Raw genomic sequence first — 16375 nt, 5'->3', positions numbered from 1 at the left:
ATTTTAACAAACTTTATAGAAAATATACTATAATGAATAAAGATTTAGGAGAATTTTTCAAAAGAGAAACAAAAGATATCCTAAATCAAATGTGTGATGATTTTGAAAGATCAGTTATAAATAATGGGTTAGAATTACCAAGTAGACCTACGCCTCCTAAGAAATAATGAAAGAAGAAGATAAAGAATACTTAGATTTACTTAATAAAGTATATTTTGAAAGTTCAACTCAGTTTGACAAACAATTGCTTTTTGTAGCTTCGGGAGCTTTAGGATTATCATTAGCTTTTATAAAAGACATTGTAGTTCTTTCAAAAGCAACTAATAAAGAATTGTTATTACTATCTTGGATAAGCTTTGGATTAGTTATTTTGATTAATGTAATTTCGCATTATACATCCTTGAAAGCAATCAATTATAAAATTGAAAATATTAATAAAAAAAAGGATAGATTTTCTCAGAGTTTTAATTCTTTAACAAAATATTTTAATGTAATGATGATTGTTTTTTTAGCATCAGGTCTAGTACTTTTAATTGTTTTTATAGGTATAAATATTTAACTTTAAATTCTTTGTGAATAGATATGACAGAAAATAAAAACAAACAGTCAACCTTTCCTAAATGGATGGGTCCATTATTAGAAGCATTGCGTCAATTAGGGGGCTCAGGCAGGCCTAAAGAAGTTACAAATACTATTGCAAAAAATTTAAATATTTCGGACAAAACTTTAGAAGAAACTACCAAGACTGGAATTCCTAGATTTTACAATCAAGTAGCATGGGCAAGGCAGTATTTAGTTTGGGAAGGTTTCCTTGATGCATCGAGTAAAGGTATTTGGACTTTAACACCAAAAGGTAATGAAACTTATTTAACAGAAAAACAAGGCCGTGAAATTTTCTTGAAATGGGTTGAAATAAATCAAAAAGCAAGAAAAGCAAAATCAAAGAACGAAATACTAAAAGAACAAGAGGAAGATGAGCCGGAAAATATTGAGCATACTCTTAAACCAAATTTGCTGGAAGTTTTGCAAGGGCTATCACCTAAAGGATTTGAAAATATTTGCAAGCGTTTATTACGTGAGCATGGTTTTGAAAATGTAGAGGTTACTGGTGGCTCACATGATGGTGGAATTGATGGATACGGTACCTTGGAGTTAAACCCTTTTGTAAGCATTAAAGTATTGTTCCAATGCAAAAGATATAAAGGAACTGTTTCACGCGCTCAAGTTGGAGATTTTAGAAATGCAATGATAGGTCGTGCCGAAAAGGGTATAATATTGACAACTGGTACTTTTTCCGAAGATGCAAAGCGCGAAGCATCACGAGATGGAGCACCGCCAATTGAATTAATTGATGCATCTAAATTAATTGATTTATTTGAGAAAGTTCAATTAGGCTTAATTCCAAAAGTTGTTTTTGAAGTTGACTTGAAATTCTTTGAGCCATATTTAGATAAGGAAAAAATAAACTCATAGTCTCTACATTATAATGAGATACAAATAATTTTTAATCTAAATTCATTTTTAAATTGGTGCCTCCAAAATTAAAGAAAGTCCTATAAATAAGAATAGTTAAAGTATATTTGTAAAATTTATTTCGATGGAATTGTTTAAACGTTTGCTATAGCTCGTAATAAAAAGTTTTGTTTACAATTTTACACTGACTTGAAAAATCAAAAAGGCCTTCAGGAATTTGAAAGCCTTTAAAAAGTAAAGCAAGAATGAATTTATTTCTTAGATTCTTCGATTGAAAGTTTTCTAAACTCTTTTAAAAGCTTCTCAATTTCCAAAGATGATTTACGAGCTCTAGCTCCGGCAGCTTTAACTCCTTTTTCTGATAATGATTCAGCTTCTGTTTTGAATGTTTCGATTTCAGCGTTGATTTTTGCAACAAGGTCTTTCATTATACAATTTTTTTAAATTAAGTGTGCAAAAGTAAAATTTTGCCATAAATGAAAACGGAATTGCTAACAAAATATTTTTACGAATTCTCTTTTTTCAATTCCTTAAGGAAATAACTGACCGAAATTCCTGTTTTAGAGTGGAATGCATTGGTGAATCGGGGAGTGGAAGTAAAACCGGCTTCCTCCGCCAGAGAGCCTATGGAGTAATTTCTATGCATGCTTGAGTTGCGCAGCAGTTCCACCAGATAATCAATTTTCAGGTCATTGATATAATCGGCAAAACGCTTGCCGCTGCGATGGTATATCACTTTTGAAAGGTATTTGCTGTTTGTATTAAACCGTACAGTTAAAGTGGCTAGTGTTGCCTCTTTGTGCAGGAATTTTTTATCCCTTTCAAATCTTTCAAGGTGTTTTATTATCTGCTGTACAGTTTCCTGGGAAATATCGGTTATTTCGAATTTATCGGTTGCCTGTTTCTGTAAGCTGCTCTGTTCATTTTTTTTCAGAAGCAGATCAAATTTGATCTTATTGCGCTTTTTGGTTTCAAAGTGATTATAAGTACCGTAAATGACAGCGGAGAACAGAACGACAACTATGCTGATCAAAATAACATCATAATATTTCTCTTTTACAAGCTGCTGCTGTATTTTTTCTTTTTCAAGGAGAATTTCTTTTGTGTCATATTCCTTGTGAATTTTGCCCATTAGGTACTTATTGGTATCTGTTAATATGGAATCTGCTTTTAAAAGCTGGTCGATATAATACAACTGGGATTTCAGGTTATTTTCTTTCTTGTAATATTTAATCATTAATTCAAAAACTTCTCTTAAATCCGGACGAATGTAACCTTTCTCAATAAATACTTTTTCCACCTTTTTAAAGTAAGGAACTGCTTTTGCCTGACGCTGTAGTTTCCAATAGTTTTTTCCAATGTAAAAATTGGCAATTGATTCATTTGCAAACTCTGTCATGCTGTTTAACTGTGGTATAACTTCCTGAAGCAATTGAATAGAAGTGTGATAATTATTTAGAAAGAACTGGTTGATTCCTTCGGAGTGCTTAAAAAATAATTCCATCTCGGGAATCTTAAGGCGCTCACATTCTTTAATTCCTAAAGCATTAGTTTCGGAGCATTTACTGTAATCTCCAATCTTGTTGTAACAAACACTAAGTGAGTGCAGTGAATTTAAATAGGGGCGGGCCTGATTTTTTTCAAAATATTCAATGCAGTCATTAAAGAGTGAAATAGCCTCATCATAGAAACCGAGATAATATTTAATCTGAGCAATATGATATTTGGTTTTGTAGATCAGGTAATTATTTTCGGTTTTGGAAATGCTTTCGTTTGCCTTAATGTAATAGTCATATGCTTTCACATAATTTTTCTGGCTGTAATAGACGATCCCTTTCGATAAATTAGCCGAGCCGATCAGCTCATCGCTTTTTGATTTTTCTGCTGCGATCACCATACTGTCAGCATATTTCAAACGAAGATTCATTGGAGACTGATGCAGTATGTTTTGATAAGCATTAACCGTCTCTTCATAATTCTTTTCCTTTCTGGCTTTCTTTAAATAGGCAAATAAATAAGGAGCTGCTTTCAGACTGTCATTTTTGTATTCATAAATCCTATCATCTAAATAGGTATATGTTTTAAAAAGAAGAGAATCGGGAACTGATTTTGAAATCTTCTGTGCACTTAATGAATGGGCTAAAAATATAACCAGCAATACAGGTAATGTACATTTCATAATACATGGAAGCTTTAAGTTTATACCTTGGAAAAAGCATAAACAGATTAATATTTAAAAATGCGGAAACGGTCTGTGAGAAGCATTCAAAAATAATGTAAATATTTGAAAAACAATGTAGTAATGTAGGAAAAATACTTTATCGATTTCATGGAAATCAATAGTGGATTTTCCGAAAACCCACACACATGTTCTTGATTAATGGTTTTTTGCGCTCTAGATTTGCCTTGAATTCAACAGCAAAAGATTCAGTAAAGTACTGAGCAAAAGTTCTGCTGGCCCGGGTAAAATGGACTGAGACAAGTTCTCAATTAACCAAACCATTTTGCATTATGAAAAATTTACTATTAACTGTATTAATTATTTTTTTAGGTTCATGTTCAAATGACGATTTTGACAATTCTGATTTAAGATTGGTTTCCAGCCAAGCAATCAGCAAAGAGAAAACTGCAGATTTTAAAAATGGGTCTGCTTTAGAGGAAAACTTTAAGGAAGTTCCGGCGGGAGATTACGTACTTCTAGTTCCTGCCCAATTAAAAGAAAAGATCATTTCAGTATTAAAAGCCCAGCCAGGGCGAAATGAACTAAAGACTTTTGAGAAAAGCAGTTCTGCTTTAGATACAATTTCTTCCACGGAGGATCCTGTCTCAACATTATTTATAATTGTTAATGAAAGTACACTGGGATCATCATTGAAACTTGATCTGAAAGGATATATAGTCAATCTCGGAAATCTTCGCGGCCAGCAGTACCACATTGTGGATGATTTTATAATTCAATATGAGATTTCAAAGAGACAGGATTCAACACTTTTAACAGATGAAAAGGAATCCATTTTATCTATTTCCTCAATTTCAGAAGCAGTTTTATTTAGCGAAAAGGACAGAAAGGACAGAGATTGGGAGACATCCACCACTAGTAGGAGTACCAGTCATCAATGATGTAACGACGTGATTGAAGTTGAATCACTTCCTACTTTAATATAGTTGATTAATAATTTTCTAATCTATCTGATTTATGAAAAAGAGAGCTTTGTTTTATATTTTATTGTTCCTTTTTAATCTCTACAGCCTTTATTTTATAATGAAGCTTTTTGCTGCTGATCAGCTGGTTCGGTACGTACTTTACCAGGACAATATAATTGAGAGTCCGAGATTAACGGCGTATATCTTATACGTCTGCTGTTTGTCTAATTTATATTTCCAGTTTTTTACATGGATGGAATATTTTTTCAAGGATGAAATCTAAAAGGTGATTTAAACTAAAATAGCAAAAATGATTAGAGAAATCTTAAATACTGAGATTAAAAGCATTGAAAATGATGGTATTGATGTAGTGTACATTACAGACTATAGGGCAAAAAATATTGTACCAGTCCCATTTCCCGTTTCAAATTTTTCAGTGCTTTTAATCAAAAGTGGTAAAATGAATATCAGATTTCATGACGAAACCAATATAGTTAATCGGAAAGATTTATTGGTAATACCATTTAATTCCATTTGCACCAGGCTTGAAGCGACGGAAAATATCCAGCTTTATCTTGTAAGGACAAATTTTGATTTTGCATTTAATAATTGTTATGAGAAAGAGCTTTCGGATGCTTTTAGTTTTCTAATGTTAAAATCAGATCGTAAGATTAGTCTTCATGAAACGGATTTTAAAGTTTTGTCACTTATTTATAAATTAATGTATGTATTGCAGAACAGCAATGACAAACCGGAAGTAATTACTAAGCTGCGCCGGATATGCTTTAATTTATTTATATATGAACTCAAGTTTATACATTCGAAATATAAACCCGACTTAAATCTTGACTTTTCAAGAAGGGAGAGCATTGTAATACAATTTCTTACTCTATTATCAATTCATTTGAGAAAACAGCATCATGTTCAGTTTTATGCAGGAGCTTTATTTATCACTCCAGGACATTTGAATAAGATGGTAAAAGAAAGCACAGGTAAAACAGCGAAAGCCTTTATAATTGAAGCTCTTATCAATGTTTCAAAAAATCTTCTTACGGACTCAAGCTATTCCGTGGCTAATATTGCCGATGAATTAGAATTCAGCAGCGCTGAAAACTTTGGCGTATTTTTTAAAAGACATACCGGTATGCTGCCAACCGAATTTCGTTCTAATAAAAAGTAAGGTGCCAAAATAGCTCCTTATTCTGCCAAAGATTGTTTAATTAAAACGATAAGACGATGATTAAAATGTATCCTTTGGAATGGTTTGATTCGTTGATTATAAATTCATTTGATACTGATAATTCTTCTGTAAAAGTATCGGAATATGAATTGGAGAATTTGAGTAAAACAATAGTATCTGAATCAAAAAAAATTAAAATTCATATTAAAGATTCTTTTTTCGAGCTGAAAAGTAAAAGGCAGATTAGACTTCTTATAAGAAAATATCATTCTTCATTGGTTTTTTTAATTGACAGGGTAGTAGAAATAAGAAAGATCGAAAAATTCAATTCTCCTGAATTTTTTAGAATATTTGACCTGATCGTTAGTTCGCTGGATGATTTGCTGTCATTTGTAGAAATCAGATATTCGTCCTTCATGAGTTTGGACCAAAGGGTGTCCTACAGCTATTTTTCAATTTGGAAAAAAGAGACCCTTGAAGTTTTAAAAAATGTGATTAAAAAAAAAGAAAATACTGAGGAGAATGATCCAGAATTGGAATTTGTTGTTAATCTTCTTGCTGCGCCACTTCAAAACAGCAGAAAGAGTAAGTATACCTATCGACAGATTTTGTATTATAGAGAGATAATTATTGAACTTGAAAAATTAAATTATCCAGTTACGGAATCAGAAGGTTTTTCAAATCTTGATCTTGTGCTTATAAGAATGAATTTTAATTCCAGAGAATATACCGAGAGACTGGTTACTAGAATAGGCAGGTATTTAGAAGGTTTTGAGAATTTATCTGAAAGACTTGAAAAGCTGCTATACTTCTGCAAGAAACTATCTGCAATAAATGCAGATTTAAAATTAACCTTTAATCCATCTCAACAGAATCTCATTTCATTTTTGGAATACTGGTTCTCCAGCGAAATCAAATTTGCTGAAAAAAAGGCTGCAATTCTACTGCAGGAACAGATTGACGCTTCTGTCGGAAGTGAATTTGTAGAGCAGGCAGATTCAAAACTTGAATGTATACTTTCAGGAGATCAGATTGGACTTATTTTAAGGGCGACAGATGAGGCGAGAATTATTAAAGCCAAGTCTATGAACTACATATTTAAAAGTATAGTGCCTTATCTCTCTACTCCAGTAAAGAGAAATCTTTCTTACCAGTCGGTCAGAAGCAAATCATATAGTGCGGAAGAGCGTGATAAGGAAATTGCTATTGAAAGTCTTGAGAAAATAATCCGCAAGATAAAAACGTATTAGATTTTATTGTCGTGTATAATCTGACAACCCTTTAAATTCGGGTATTCTGAAAGGGTACAAGAAGGGTACAGAAAAGTTGTACTTGTAGAAAACTCATACTAATTGTTCCTTTGACTTGTAGAATAAATCCCATCCCCATTTAACTGGTGGTGATTTTCATAGAGGAGATAAAATGTTGAACGATAAAATGAGGAGCTATGTTTACAAATATTTCATGGGGCAGTTATCTGAACGCGGCTGGTATTGCTATAATTTTCTGGTATCTAATAATCTTACTGAAATTTCACAGTCGTGATTTAAAAAAAATCTTAACAGGTGAAAAGAAACTGCAAATACCATTTCTAAAAAAAACTTCTAAAAATTTACAGGAAATAAAATCGATATCCGATTCATTTCCGAAATCTTTCGATACTCTGGAAGATGCGGAAAATCTATCTCAGCGTATTAAAGAAGCTGTTAAAGAAAGCGCAGAAAAACAACTAACAAAGCAGCAGTTTCAAAACTACCTGCGAATGCTTCTGGATGAATATCCTTATATCAAAATTTCCTCACTCAGAGAAAACATTAACCAACTAATGGTCTTTGAATCTCAAAAGCATCCCAATCTGCTTTTAACGCTCAGCGAAGCAGACAGTCTCTGGGAAGGACCGGTATTTTAAAAAATTCAGAGGAGGAATATTCCCCGTTCTCTCTGGTGCGGTATGGCTTTATGTGACAGGAAAAATAGAGCAGCAACGGCGGTATTCCTCTTCTTTTTATTAAAGAATAACTTTAAAAATGATTTGTGATGAAAAAATGCAGATGGAAATTAAAAAGTCTTTTGAGAAGATTTAAAGCTATGGGATCGTCGCTCCTGATGATTCTGGTTAGTAATGTTATTTACAGCCAGGATGGTGTGGCGGGAATTAATGAAGCCAACCAGAAAGTGAGAAGCTACTTTGATGCCGGCACTGAATTAATGTATGCGGTAGGAGCGATCCTCGGGCTGATAGGGGCAGTAAAAGTATACCAGAAATGGAATGCCGGAGATCCTGATACCGGAAAAGTGGCAGCAGCCTGGTTTGGAAGCTGTGTGTTTCTGGTGGTAGTCGCTACTGTCATTAAATCCTTTTTCGGGGTTTAAACGATAGAGAAGATGAGTAACAGCGTTTATTCGATCAATAAAGGAATCAATCAGAGTATAGAATTTAAGGGACTTAAAGCGCAGTACATCTGGTATTTGGGCGGAGGTGTAGTAGGTCTTATGATTCTGTTTGCTGTCCTGTATATAATTGGAATTCCTTCTTTGATATGCATTGGTTTTGTTGGAACGGCGGGAGGTTTTCTTGTTTTTAAAATATACAGAATGAGTAATACTTACGGTGAATACGGCATGATGAAGGCTCTGGCTAAAAAACAGATTCCTAAGTGGATTAAAGTTTACAGCAGAGAGGTTTTTATGAAGTTATAGCTGTAGAGCGTTAATGATATAATGGAGAAAGGATGGAGAAGACGATGGAAGAGCAGCTGCCGGTTATGGCAGTGGAACATGATTGTATTTTATCAAAACAGGGCGATGTAACTATAGTTTTTAAGGCAGAACTGCCTGAAATTTTCACTCTGTCAGACCAGGAGTATGAAGCTTTTCACCAATCGTGGATTAAGGCGTTAAAGGTGCTGCCGAAGTTTTGTGTTTTTCATAAACAGGACTGGTTCTTAGAAAGTGCTTATAAAGCTAATTTTTCAAGTGAAGACAGCAGTTTTCTGACCAGAAGCAGTGAGCGTTTCTTTAATGAAAGGCCTTTTTTGGATCATTCCTGCTATATCATGCTGACCAAGAAACCAGCGGGAAGAAGAAATGCAACCTCATTGTTTTCTAATCTGCTTAGAAGTTCCATAGTACCCGAGGAAACCTTAAAACCCCAGCTTCTGCAGGATTTTGTAGATACCTGCGGCCAGTTTAAGAGAATTATGGAAGACAGCGGATTTATAAAGCTGGAGCGTCTGCAAGATGAATCGCTTAGAAGCGAGAGCAGAAGAATCGGGCTGGTGGAAAAGTACTGTTTTTTATCAGAGCAGGAAAATTCATTCGTATTTAAGGATATCAGGTTTGACGAAGGATTAGCAGTAGGGGATAAACACTGCCAATTGTTTACACTTGGTGATGCAGCTGATCTGCCCGGATTATGCGGATCAAGAATTAATTTTGACCGCTATTCGACCGATAAGACCAAATTCAGCATTGGTTTTGCTTCAACTCTTGGTCAACTTTTATCGTGTAATCATATTTATAATCAGTATATCTTCATTGAAGACGCACAGAAAACCATTCAAAAGCTGGAAAGCAAGCGACTCAGGCTGCAGTCACTCTCTGCCTACAGCCGGGAGAATATGATTGCCAGGGATGCGACGAATGATTTCCTGAACGAGGCAGTATCACAGCAGAGGCTTCCGGTTAAAGCTCACTTTAATATACTGGCCTGGAGCACTGATAAGGAAGACTTGAAAGAGATTAAAAATAAAGTGTCATCAGCTCTTGCGCAGATGGATGCGGCAGCAAAGCAGGAAACTGTCGGAGCTCCTCAGATCTATTGGGCTGGAATGGCTGGAAATGCTGCGGACTTTCCCATGAATGACACCTTCGACACCTTTACTGAACAGGCGGTATGCTTTCTGAATATGGAAACGGGATATAAATCTTCGCTGAGTCCCTGCGGTATTAGGCTGGGAGACAGGCTGACAGGAAAACCAGTTCATGTTGATATCAGCGATGAGCCTGTTAAGATGGGAATCTGCACGAATCGCAATAAGTTTATATTGGGACCTTCGGGCAGCGGCAAGTCCTTTTTTACCAATCATATGGTGAGAAGCTATTACGAGCAGGGAACGCATATTGTGCTGGTAGATGTTGGGCACAGCTATAAAGGGCTCTGCGATATGGTAAACGGGTATTATTTCACTTACGATGAAAAGAATCCTATCCGTTTTAACCCATTTTATATTTCAGAAGGAGACAGTCTGGATACGGAGAAAAAAGAAAGCATTAAAACGCTTCTGCTTGCACTCTGGAAAAAAGACGACGAAACCTTTAACCGGAGCGAGTATGTAGCGCTCTCAAATGCCCTTCAGCTTTATTACGAGAAATTGGATAATAATGCAGAGATATTTCCCTGTTTCAATAGCTTCTATGATTTCCTGAAAGAGGATTTTATCTCAATTTTGGAAGGAGATAAAGTAAAGGAGAAGGACTTTGATGTGAATAACTTTCTCTATGTGCTCAGGCCTTATTACAAGGGAGGCGAGTTTGATTATCTGCTGAACGCGACAGAAAATCTGGACCTTCTAAAAGAAAGGTTTATTGTCTTCGAGCTGGATAATATTAAAGACCATCCGATTCTTTTTCCAGTAGTTACCATCATAATAATGGAAGTTTTTATAAACAAGATGAGAAAACTGAAGGGTATCCGAAAAATGATACTTATTGAGGAAGCATGGAAGGCACTGATGAAGGAGGGTTTTGCAAATTACATAAAGTATCTTTTTAAGACTGTGCGTAAATTTTTCGGGGAAGCAATAGTGGTAACTCAGGAGGTGGAGGATATTATTTCTTCCCCTGTGGTAAAGCAGGCAATTATCAACAACAGCGACTGCAAGATCCTTCTGGACCAGAGTAAATATCAGAATAAGTTTGACCAGATTCAGGAGCTTCTGGGACTTACAGACAAAGAAAAGGCACTTGTACTTTCTGTAAATAAAGCCAATGATCCAGCCAGGAAATACAAAGAAGTGTTTATCTCCCTGGGAGGGATGCTTTCAAAAGTCTACAGGACAGAAGTTTCGCTGGAGGAATATTTATCCTATACGACAGAGGAAAGCGAGAAAGTGAAAATGAATGCCTATGCAAAGAAGTTTGGCGGGGACATTAAGAAAGGAATAGCCGCAATGGCTCAGGACATGAGAAATGGAATTAAATGAAAAGGAATAATGAAAAAGAAATTAATTGTCGGTTTGGTATGCCTGCTTTTGGTAAGTGCCCCGGCAAGACCTGCAGAAAAAGTTGCGGTACTGCCGATACTGGAAATTGTAAAAGCAGTAACTAAGAAGGTAATCAAAGCAATCGATCTTAGAATCCAGAAACTGCAGAATAAGACGATCTGGCTTCAGAACGCACAAAAGCAGGTGGAAAATGTCCTATCCAAATTAAAACTGGATGAGATCTCGGACTGGACCCAGAAACAAAAAGATCTTTACAAAGGCTACTATGAAGAGCTGGCAAAAGTAAAGTCAATTATCACCTACTACCAGAGGATAAAAGAGATTACCAAAAAGCAGACACAGCTTGTTCAGGAATATGAAAGAGCCTGGAATCTTTTCAAGCAGGATACTCATTTTAAAGACAGCGAAATCCAGTATATGGAACGCGTTTATACAGGAATCCTAGAGGAAAGTGTAAAGAATATCGACCAGATTTTTTTGATTCTGGATTCTTTTGCCACCCAAATGAGCGATCTCAAACGTCTGGAAATCATCAATAAGGCTGCAGATCAGATTGATGGAAACTATGAAGACCTTACAATGTTTAACCAGCAGAACATACTGCTGAGTCTTCAGAGGGCCAAAACAGAAGCAGATGTGAAACAAGTGAAACAATTTTACGGAATTCCATAATTCAATAAAAAAACATGAAAAAGATAGGTGTAATACTAATAACGCTCTGTGTTTTTAATCAAGGTATGAGCGGGCAGGCAAAGCAGAGAAAGGAACTTTTACTGCAGATAGCCGCGCTTCAGGTTTATATCGACTACGCAAAGAAAGGATATTCGGCAGTATCAAAGGGGCTTAATTTCATAGGTGATGCCAGAAAAGGAGAGCTAAACCTGCACGGTGATTATTTTACCTCACTTTTAAAAATCAATCCAAAGGTTAGGAATTATTATAAAACTGCTGAGATCATTTCCATGCAGTTTAAAATAATGAAACTCTGTAGAAAGACTTTGGCAGATCTTAAAACTGCTGATTTGTTTCATGGTAATGAACTGGACTACATAGAAAGGTCTTTTGGGAGGCTGCTTCAGAACTGCAGCCAGACTCTCGAACAGCTGCTTGTTATTACTACTGATGCAGAACTGGAACTAAAAGATGACCAGAGGCTTGAACGCATTGATGTCCTGCACAAAACTATGCTGGAGGATTATAATTTCTGTCTTTCTTTCTGCAGCGATGCCAGACTGCTGTCGATTTCAAAATCTGCAGATAAAAATGATTCTAAGAATGTTGATGAATTATATGGATTATAAATTAAGCTACTATGAAAAAGATTTTGATTTTGACAATATTGATCACTTTGTTAATGATTCCAGTTAAATCAATGGGGCAGTCTGCAGAAATTCAGCAGCTGATTTTGAATATCGAAAAGCTATCCCAGTTCAAGAAAATTCTCAGTGATATGAAAAAGGGATATGAGCTGCTTTCTGGAGGATATAAAACGGTGAAAGATATGACTGAAGGAAACTTCAGCCTGCATAAAACTTTTCTAGATGCACTTATGCAGGTAAGTCCAGCGGTAAAGAATTACAAAAGAGTAGCAGAGATAGTGGATTATCAGTTTTCAATAGTCAAGGAAAGCCGCAACGGAATGAACCGATTTATAAAAAGCGGGAATTTCAGCGGACAGGAAATAAATTACTTTGAGAAAGTGTACGGAAACCTGCTTAATCAGAGCCTGCGAAATCTCGATGAACTTACGATGGTCATAACAGCTGATAAGCTCAGGATGTCGGACGACGAAAGACTAAAGGCAGTTGACGATATCTATGAGCAAATGCAGGATAAGCTGCTTTTCTTAAGAAACTTTAATACCACGTCGAATGTGCTGGCTCTTCAGCGGGCAAAAGAGAAAAATGATGTTTATGTCTCAAAGAGTTTTCAGGAATTTAAAGAGTAGAGTATGAAATGTTTATTAAACAAAAAAGCAGTTTGTGTGATGCTTATCATATTACTGCTTCCTTACAGAATAATAGCTCAGGGACTTGGTGATGATATGAGTAGTCTTCATGGGGTCTTAGACCAGCTTTATGATGAAATGATGCCGTTGTGTTCTAACCTAATTGCTGTAGGGCAGGGAATAGCAGGCTTTGGAACTATATGGTACATCGCCTCACGCGTGTGGAGGCACATTGCAAGTGCAGAACCTATCGATTTTTATCCGCTCTTCCGTCCCTTTTTAATAGGATTCTGCATTATGATTTTTCCGTCTGTTCTGGCCCTTATTAACGGAGTTATGAAACCAACTGTTACAGCTACTGCAGCTATGGTAACAGGCTCTAACAATGCAGTTGCTGTTCTAATTAAAGAGAAAGAAAAAGCAATTAAAGAAACCGATCCATGGAAGATGTATGTCGGGACTGCAGGAACGGGTGATCGTGACAGATGGTATAAGTATACGCATGACGGTGCTGATCCATCGGATGAGAGCATGCTCGCAGGCATAGGCAATGATGTAAAATTTGCCATGGAAAAAGCTTCTTACAGTTTTCGAAATTCGGTTAAGGAATGGCTGAGCGAGGTGCTGAGGATTTTGTTTGAAGCCGCGGCCTTATGCATTGACACCCTTCGGACATTTCAACTGGTGGTGCTTTCCATTTTAGGGCCGCTGGTATTTGGAATCGCAGTATTTGACGGTTTCCAGCACACGCTCACTGTCTGGCTCGCCCGATATATCAATATTTACCTCTGGCTTCCTGTTGCCAATATATTCGGAAGCATAATCGGAAAGATTCAGGAACTCATGCTCAAACTGGACCTCTCGCAGGTGCAGGCAACAGGTGACACTTTTTTCAGCAGGACCGATATGTCATATTTAATTTTCATGATAATAGGTATCATAGGATATTTTACCGTGCCTTCTGTTGCCAATTATATAGTTCATGCAGGCGGAGGAGGAGCCTTGGGTCATAAAGTGACAAGCATGTTTAGCAATTCAGCTAGTTCTGTTGTGAGAACCTCTTCAAATGCGGTTGGAATGGCTGCTGATGCGATGGGAGATGCGGATCGGAGAATGACCAGCAGCATGGGTGCGACAGCAGGAAGCAGTCCTTATTTTACTGATAAAGGAAACTATATGAATGACAGGCTTAAAGGAAATTCTAAACAGACTTAATAACAGGAGCATATGTTTACCAAAATGAAAAACATTGATACGGCATTTAGATATGTGAGAGGTTTCACGATGCTTGTAATTGCAGGCTGCATCATAATAAGCTGCTATGCTGTCTATAAAAGTTTCCAGACAGTGAGCCTTATGCAAGATAAAGTATATATTCTGGCAAATGGTAAAGCACTGGAAGCTTACGCTTCGGAAAGAAAAGATAACATTGCTGTTGAAGCAAGGGACCATGTGAAAACCTTTCACAAGTTTTTCTTTACCCTTGATCCTGATGATAAGGTCATTAAAACCAATATCACAAAAGCCCTATATCTGGCAGACGACAGTGCAAAACGGATTTATGATGACCTGAAGGAAAACAATTTTTATTCGGGTATTATATCAGGAAATATCAGCCAGACCATCCAGATTGACAGTGTGAGCATTGATATCCGTGAATATCCCTACCGTTTTAGATGTTATGCCGGACAGAACATTATCCGTACTACCAGTATTTTAAAAAGAAGCCTGCTTACAGAAGGTGCGCTTCGCAATGTATCAAGAAGCGATAATAATCCGCATGGTTTTCTTATCGAGCGGTTTAATACGATTGAAAACAAAGATCTTTCCGCAGAAACCAGAAAATAGAGATTTATGAAATCCTTTTTTACAAGACAGACCGAGCCTTTTGTGTATCACAAGTATTATCTGCTATTACAGAAAAGGTGGGCAGAAAAAATGAAGAGCGTCACAGATGGGCTCTCTAAAACAAAACTGATCTGGGGACTTCTGTTCTTTACGGTTTTGACATCGGGTTATTTAATTTATAACCTGTATAGGACATTTTATAAACAAGCTGAGGTTTCAACAGCTTCAAAAATTAAGACAATCAATTTAAAAAACTAAAATTATGCAAGAGAAAACATTATCTCCAAAGGAATCTAAAAAGAGAAAGATGCTTTTAATGCTGCCTCTTATAACATTTCCATTTCTGACATTCTTATTTTATTCATTAGGCGGCGGAAGAATGGAATCCAATATGGCAGGGCACGATGAAAGGAAAGGATTCAATTTTAATCTGCCACTGCCTAAATTTAAAGAAGATTCAGCACTGGATAAGATGAGCTATTACGATCAGGCGGCAGTTGATTCGATAAAACTGCGAGAACAGATAAAAAAAGATCCTAACTATATTGATAATAAAGTCTCGGAAGATAAAGCAGATTCTTTTTCCACAAGTGATTTTGAATCCCGCATGCTTCCAAAAAACAGATCAGCTTTTAATTCTCAGTCTTTTCAGGACCGCAATGAACAGAAAGTTTATGAGAAGCTCAGGGCTCTTGAAAACATAATCAGCCAGCCTGCTGTCCCTGCTTACGGTCAGAACATGAGGGAATTTGAAAACTACGGCACTTCTCGTGGAGAATCGGAAGAGATTAAAATACTTGAAGGGCTAATGTCGACGATGAGCACGCCCCATGAACCTGATCCGGAACTTCAGCAGTTAGGCGGTATGCTGGAGAATATTTTGGATATACAGCATCCGCAGCGCGTGCAGGATAGACTTAAACAGACATCTGAGAGCAAAAAAGGCAAAATATATTCAGTGCAGAAAAAAGAAGCAGAGAATAACATAAGCTCACTTCAGCGGAATGCCGATTTGCAGACCTCTTTGAAAACAAATGAATTTTATTCTCTGGACGAAGCACAGCCTGCTGAAGAAATACAAAATTCTATTGAAGCAGTTGTGCATCAGACGCAGACTATTGTCAATGGCTCAGTGGTTAAATTAAGACTTACGAATGATATTTTTCTCCAAGGAACAATGATACCCAGAAATACTTTTCTGTATGGTATGGCGGCTTTAAAAGGAGAGAGGCTGGAGGTAAAAATCACAAACATCCAGTACAATAATTCGATATTTCCCGTCGAGCTGGCTGTCTATGATATGGACGGGATTGACGGCATCTATATTCCCGGAGCGATCAACAGGGATGTGGCTAAAGCATCAGCTGACAGATCCATTCAGACTCTCGGTCTTACCGGGATTTCGGATTCATGGGGAGCACAGGCCGCAGGTATGGGCATCGAGGCAGCTAAAAGTCTTATCAGCAAAAAGGTAAAACTCATAAAAGTGGTTGTAAAGGCAGGGTATCAGGTGCTGCTGTATGATGAAAAACAAAAGAATTTAAAACCTTAAAAGAG

The 16375-nt window shown here is 36.5% G+C and carries 17 protein-coding genes; 15 read left to right on the top strand and 2 right to left on the bottom strand.

Annotated elements, in window-relative coordinates:
* The first annotated feature begins 166 nt into the window (after positions 1-166).
* Positions 167-559, top strand: coding sequence for a hypothetical protein (locus tag BOW57_RS15455; protein ID WP_129055522.1), 393 nt, complete (start codon positions 167-169; stop codon positions 557-559).
* Between the two features lie 23 nt (positions 560-582).
* Entirely contained in the window at positions 583-1473 is an 891-nt protein-coding gene (locus BOW57_RS15450) for a restriction endonuclease (RefSeq protein ID WP_129055520.1), read from the top strand.
* 251 nt (positions 1474-1724) lie between these two features.
* On the opposite strand, the gene BOW57_RS15445 is transcribed toward BOW57_RS15450, so the two are convergent.
* A complete protein-coding gene (locus tag BOW57_RS15445; protein ID WP_129055518.1) occupies positions 1725-1901 on the bottom strand; it encodes a histone H1 in 177 nt (58 codons plus the stop codon).
* 77 nt (positions 1902-1978) lie between these two features.
* A complete protein-coding gene (locus BOW57_RS15440) occupies positions 1979-3652 on the bottom strand; it encodes a helix-turn-helix domain-containing protein (RefSeq protein ID WP_129055516.1) in 1674 nt (557 codons plus the stop codon).
* Between the two features lie 332 nt (positions 3653-3984).
* Between BOW57_RS15440 and BOW57_RS15435 the strand changes: the two genes are divergently transcribed.
* The 13 genes from BOW57_RS15435 (at position 3985) to traM (ending at position 16370) form a co-directional block, all read left to right on the top strand.
* A complete protein-coding gene (locus BOW57_RS15435; RefSeq protein ID WP_129055514.1) occupies positions 3985-4593 on the top strand; it encodes a hypothetical protein in 609 nt (202 codons plus the stop codon).
* 334 nt (positions 4594-4927) lie between these two features.
* Entirely contained in the window at positions 4928-5797 is an 870-nt protein-coding gene (locus BOW57_RS15430; RefSeq protein WP_129055511.1) for an AraC family transcriptional regulator, read from the top strand.
* Positions 5798-5853: 56 nt separating this feature from the next.
* Entirely contained in the window at positions 5854-7047 is a 1194-nt protein-coding gene (locus BOW57_RS15425) for a hypothetical protein (protein ID WP_129055509.1), read from the top strand.
* A 197-nt stretch (positions 7048-7244) separates the two neighbouring features.
* Positions 7245-7706: a hypothetical protein gene (locus tag BOW57_RS15420; RefSeq protein ID WP_129055507.1), complete on the top strand. Its 462-nt coding sequence runs from the start codon at positions 7245-7247 to the stop codon at positions 7704-7706.
* 179 nt (positions 7707-7885) lie between these two features.
* A complete protein-coding gene (locus BOW57_RS15415; protein WP_223704658.1) occupies positions 7886-8170 on the top strand; it encodes a DUF4134 domain-containing protein in 285 nt (94 codons plus the stop codon).
* Between the two features lie 12 nt (positions 8171-8182).
* Positions 8183-8497 (top strand): DUF4133 domain-containing protein, encoded by a 315-nt coding sequence (locus tag BOW57_RS15410; protein WP_129055505.1) that lies wholly within the window; start codon positions 8183-8185, stop codon positions 8495-8497.
* Positions 8498-8529: 32 nt separating this feature from the next.
* On the top strand, positions 8530-11001 hold the full coding sequence (locus tag BOW57_RS15405) for a TraG family conjugative transposon ATPase (protein WP_129055502.1): 2472 nt from the start codon (positions 8530-8532) through the stop codon (positions 10999-11001).
* Between the two features lie 9 nt (positions 11002-11010).
* On the top strand, positions 11011-11694 hold the full coding sequence (locus BOW57_RS15400) for a conjugal transfer protein TraI (protein WP_129055500.1): 684 nt from the start codon (positions 11011-11013) through the stop codon (positions 11692-11694).
* A 14-nt stretch (positions 11695-11708) separates the two neighbouring features.
* On the top strand, positions 11709-12323 hold the full coding sequence (locus tag BOW57_RS15395; protein WP_129055498.1) for a hypothetical protein: 615 nt from the start codon (positions 11709-11711) through the stop codon (positions 12321-12323).
* Positions 12324-12334: 11 nt separating this feature from the next.
* The gene (locus BOW57_RS15390; RefSeq protein WP_129055496.1) at positions 12335-12970 is read left to right on the top strand and encodes a TerB family tellurite resistance protein; all 636 of its coding nucleotides are present in this window, start codon (positions 12335-12337) and stop codon (positions 12968-12970) included.
* Positions 12971-12973: 3 nt separating this feature from the next.
* Positions 12974-14185, top strand: coding sequence for a conjugative transposon protein TraJ (traJ, locus tag BOW57_RS15385; protein WP_206734749.1), 1212 nt, complete (start codon positions 12974-12976; stop codon positions 14183-14185).
* A gap of 24 nt (positions 14186-14209) precedes the next feature.
* Entirely contained in the window at positions 14210-14818 is a 609-nt protein-coding gene (gene traK / locus BOW57_RS15380) for a conjugative transposon protein TraK (protein ID WP_241687457.1), read from the top strand.
* Between the two features lie 262 nt (positions 14819-15080).
* Complete coding sequence (gene traM, locus BOW57_RS15375) at positions 15081-16370, top strand: conjugative transposon protein TraM (RefSeq protein ID WP_129055494.1); 1290 nt, start codon at positions 15081-15083, stop codon at positions 16368-16370.
* Positions 16371-16375 lie beyond the last annotated feature (5 nt).

The organism is Flavobacterium sp. YO64, from assembly GCF_004119505.1.
Taxonomy (GTDB): Bacteria; Bacteroidota; Bacteroidia; order Flavobacteriales; family Flavobacteriaceae; genus Flavobacterium; species Flavobacterium oncorhynchi.
The sequence above is the reverse complement of the archived record's forward strand: the minus strand, read 5'-3'. Positions and strand labels throughout refer to the sequence as shown.

Excerpts from the sequence above, each read along its gene's own strand:
- traK (WP_241687457.1), top strand. The coding sequence starts at position 14,210 with ATGAAAAACATTGATACGGCATTTAGATATGTGAGAGGTTTCACGATG.
- BOW57_RS15455 (WP_129055522.1), top strand. The coding sequence starts at position 167 with ATGAAAGAAGAAGATAAAGAATACTTAGATTTACTTAATAAAGTATAT.
- BOW57_RS15435 (WP_129055514.1), top strand. The coding sequence starts at position 3,985 with ATGAAAAATTTACTATTAACTGTATTAATTATTTTTTTAGGTTCATGT.
- BOW57_RS15450 (WP_129055520.1), top strand. The coding sequence starts at position 583 with ATGACAGAAAATAAAAACAAACAGTCAACCTTTCCTAAATGGATGGGT.
- BOW57_RS15445 (WP_129055518.1), bottom strand. The coding sequence starts at position 1,901 with ATGAAAGACCTTGTTGCAAAAATCAACGCTGAAATCGAAACATTCAAA.
- BOW57_RS15425 (WP_129055509.1), top strand. The coding sequence starts at position 5,854 with ATGATTAAAATGTATCCTTTGGAATGGTTTGATTCGTTGATTATAAAT.
- BOW57_RS15400 (WP_129055500.1), top strand. The coding sequence starts at position 11,011 with ATGAAAAAGAAATTAATTGTCGGTTTGGTATGCCTGCTTTTGGTAAGT.
- BOW57_RS15395 (WP_129055498.1), top strand. The coding sequence starts at position 11,709 with ATGAAAAAGATAGGTGTAATACTAATAACGCTCTGTGTTTTTAATCAA.
- BOW57_RS15415 (WP_223704658.1), top strand. The coding sequence starts at position 7,886 with ATGGGATCGTCGCTCCTGATGATTCTGGTTAGTAATGTTATTTACAGC.
- BOW57_RS15420 (WP_129055507.1), top strand. The coding sequence starts at position 7,245 with ATGTTTACAAATATTTCATGGGGCAGTTATCTGAACGCGGCTGGTATT.
- BOW57_RS15430 (WP_129055511.1), top strand. The coding sequence starts at position 4,928 with ATGATTAGAGAAATCTTAAATACTGAGATTAAAAGCATTGAAAATGAT.
- traM (WP_129055494.1), top strand. The coding sequence starts at position 15,081 with ATGCAAGAGAAAACATTATCTCCAAAGGAATCTAAAAAGAGAAAGATG.
- BOW57_RS15390 (WP_129055496.1), top strand. The coding sequence starts at position 12,335 with ATGAAAAAGATTTTGATTTTGACAATATTGATCACTTTGTTAATGATT.
- traJ (WP_206734749.1), top strand. The coding sequence starts at position 12,974 with ATGAAATGTTTATTAAACAAAAAAGCAGTTTGTGTGATGCTTATCATA.
- BOW57_RS15440 (WP_129055516.1), bottom strand. The coding sequence starts at position 3,652 with ATGAAATGTACATTACCTGTATTGCTGGTTATATTTTTAGCCCATTCA.
- BOW57_RS15405 (WP_129055502.1), top strand. The coding sequence starts at position 8,530 with ATGGAGAAGACGATGGAAGAGCAGCTGCCGGTTATGGCAGTGGAACAT.
- BOW57_RS15410 (WP_129055505.1), top strand. The coding sequence starts at position 8,183 with ATGAGTAACAGCGTTTATTCGATCAATAAAGGAATCAATCAGAGTATA.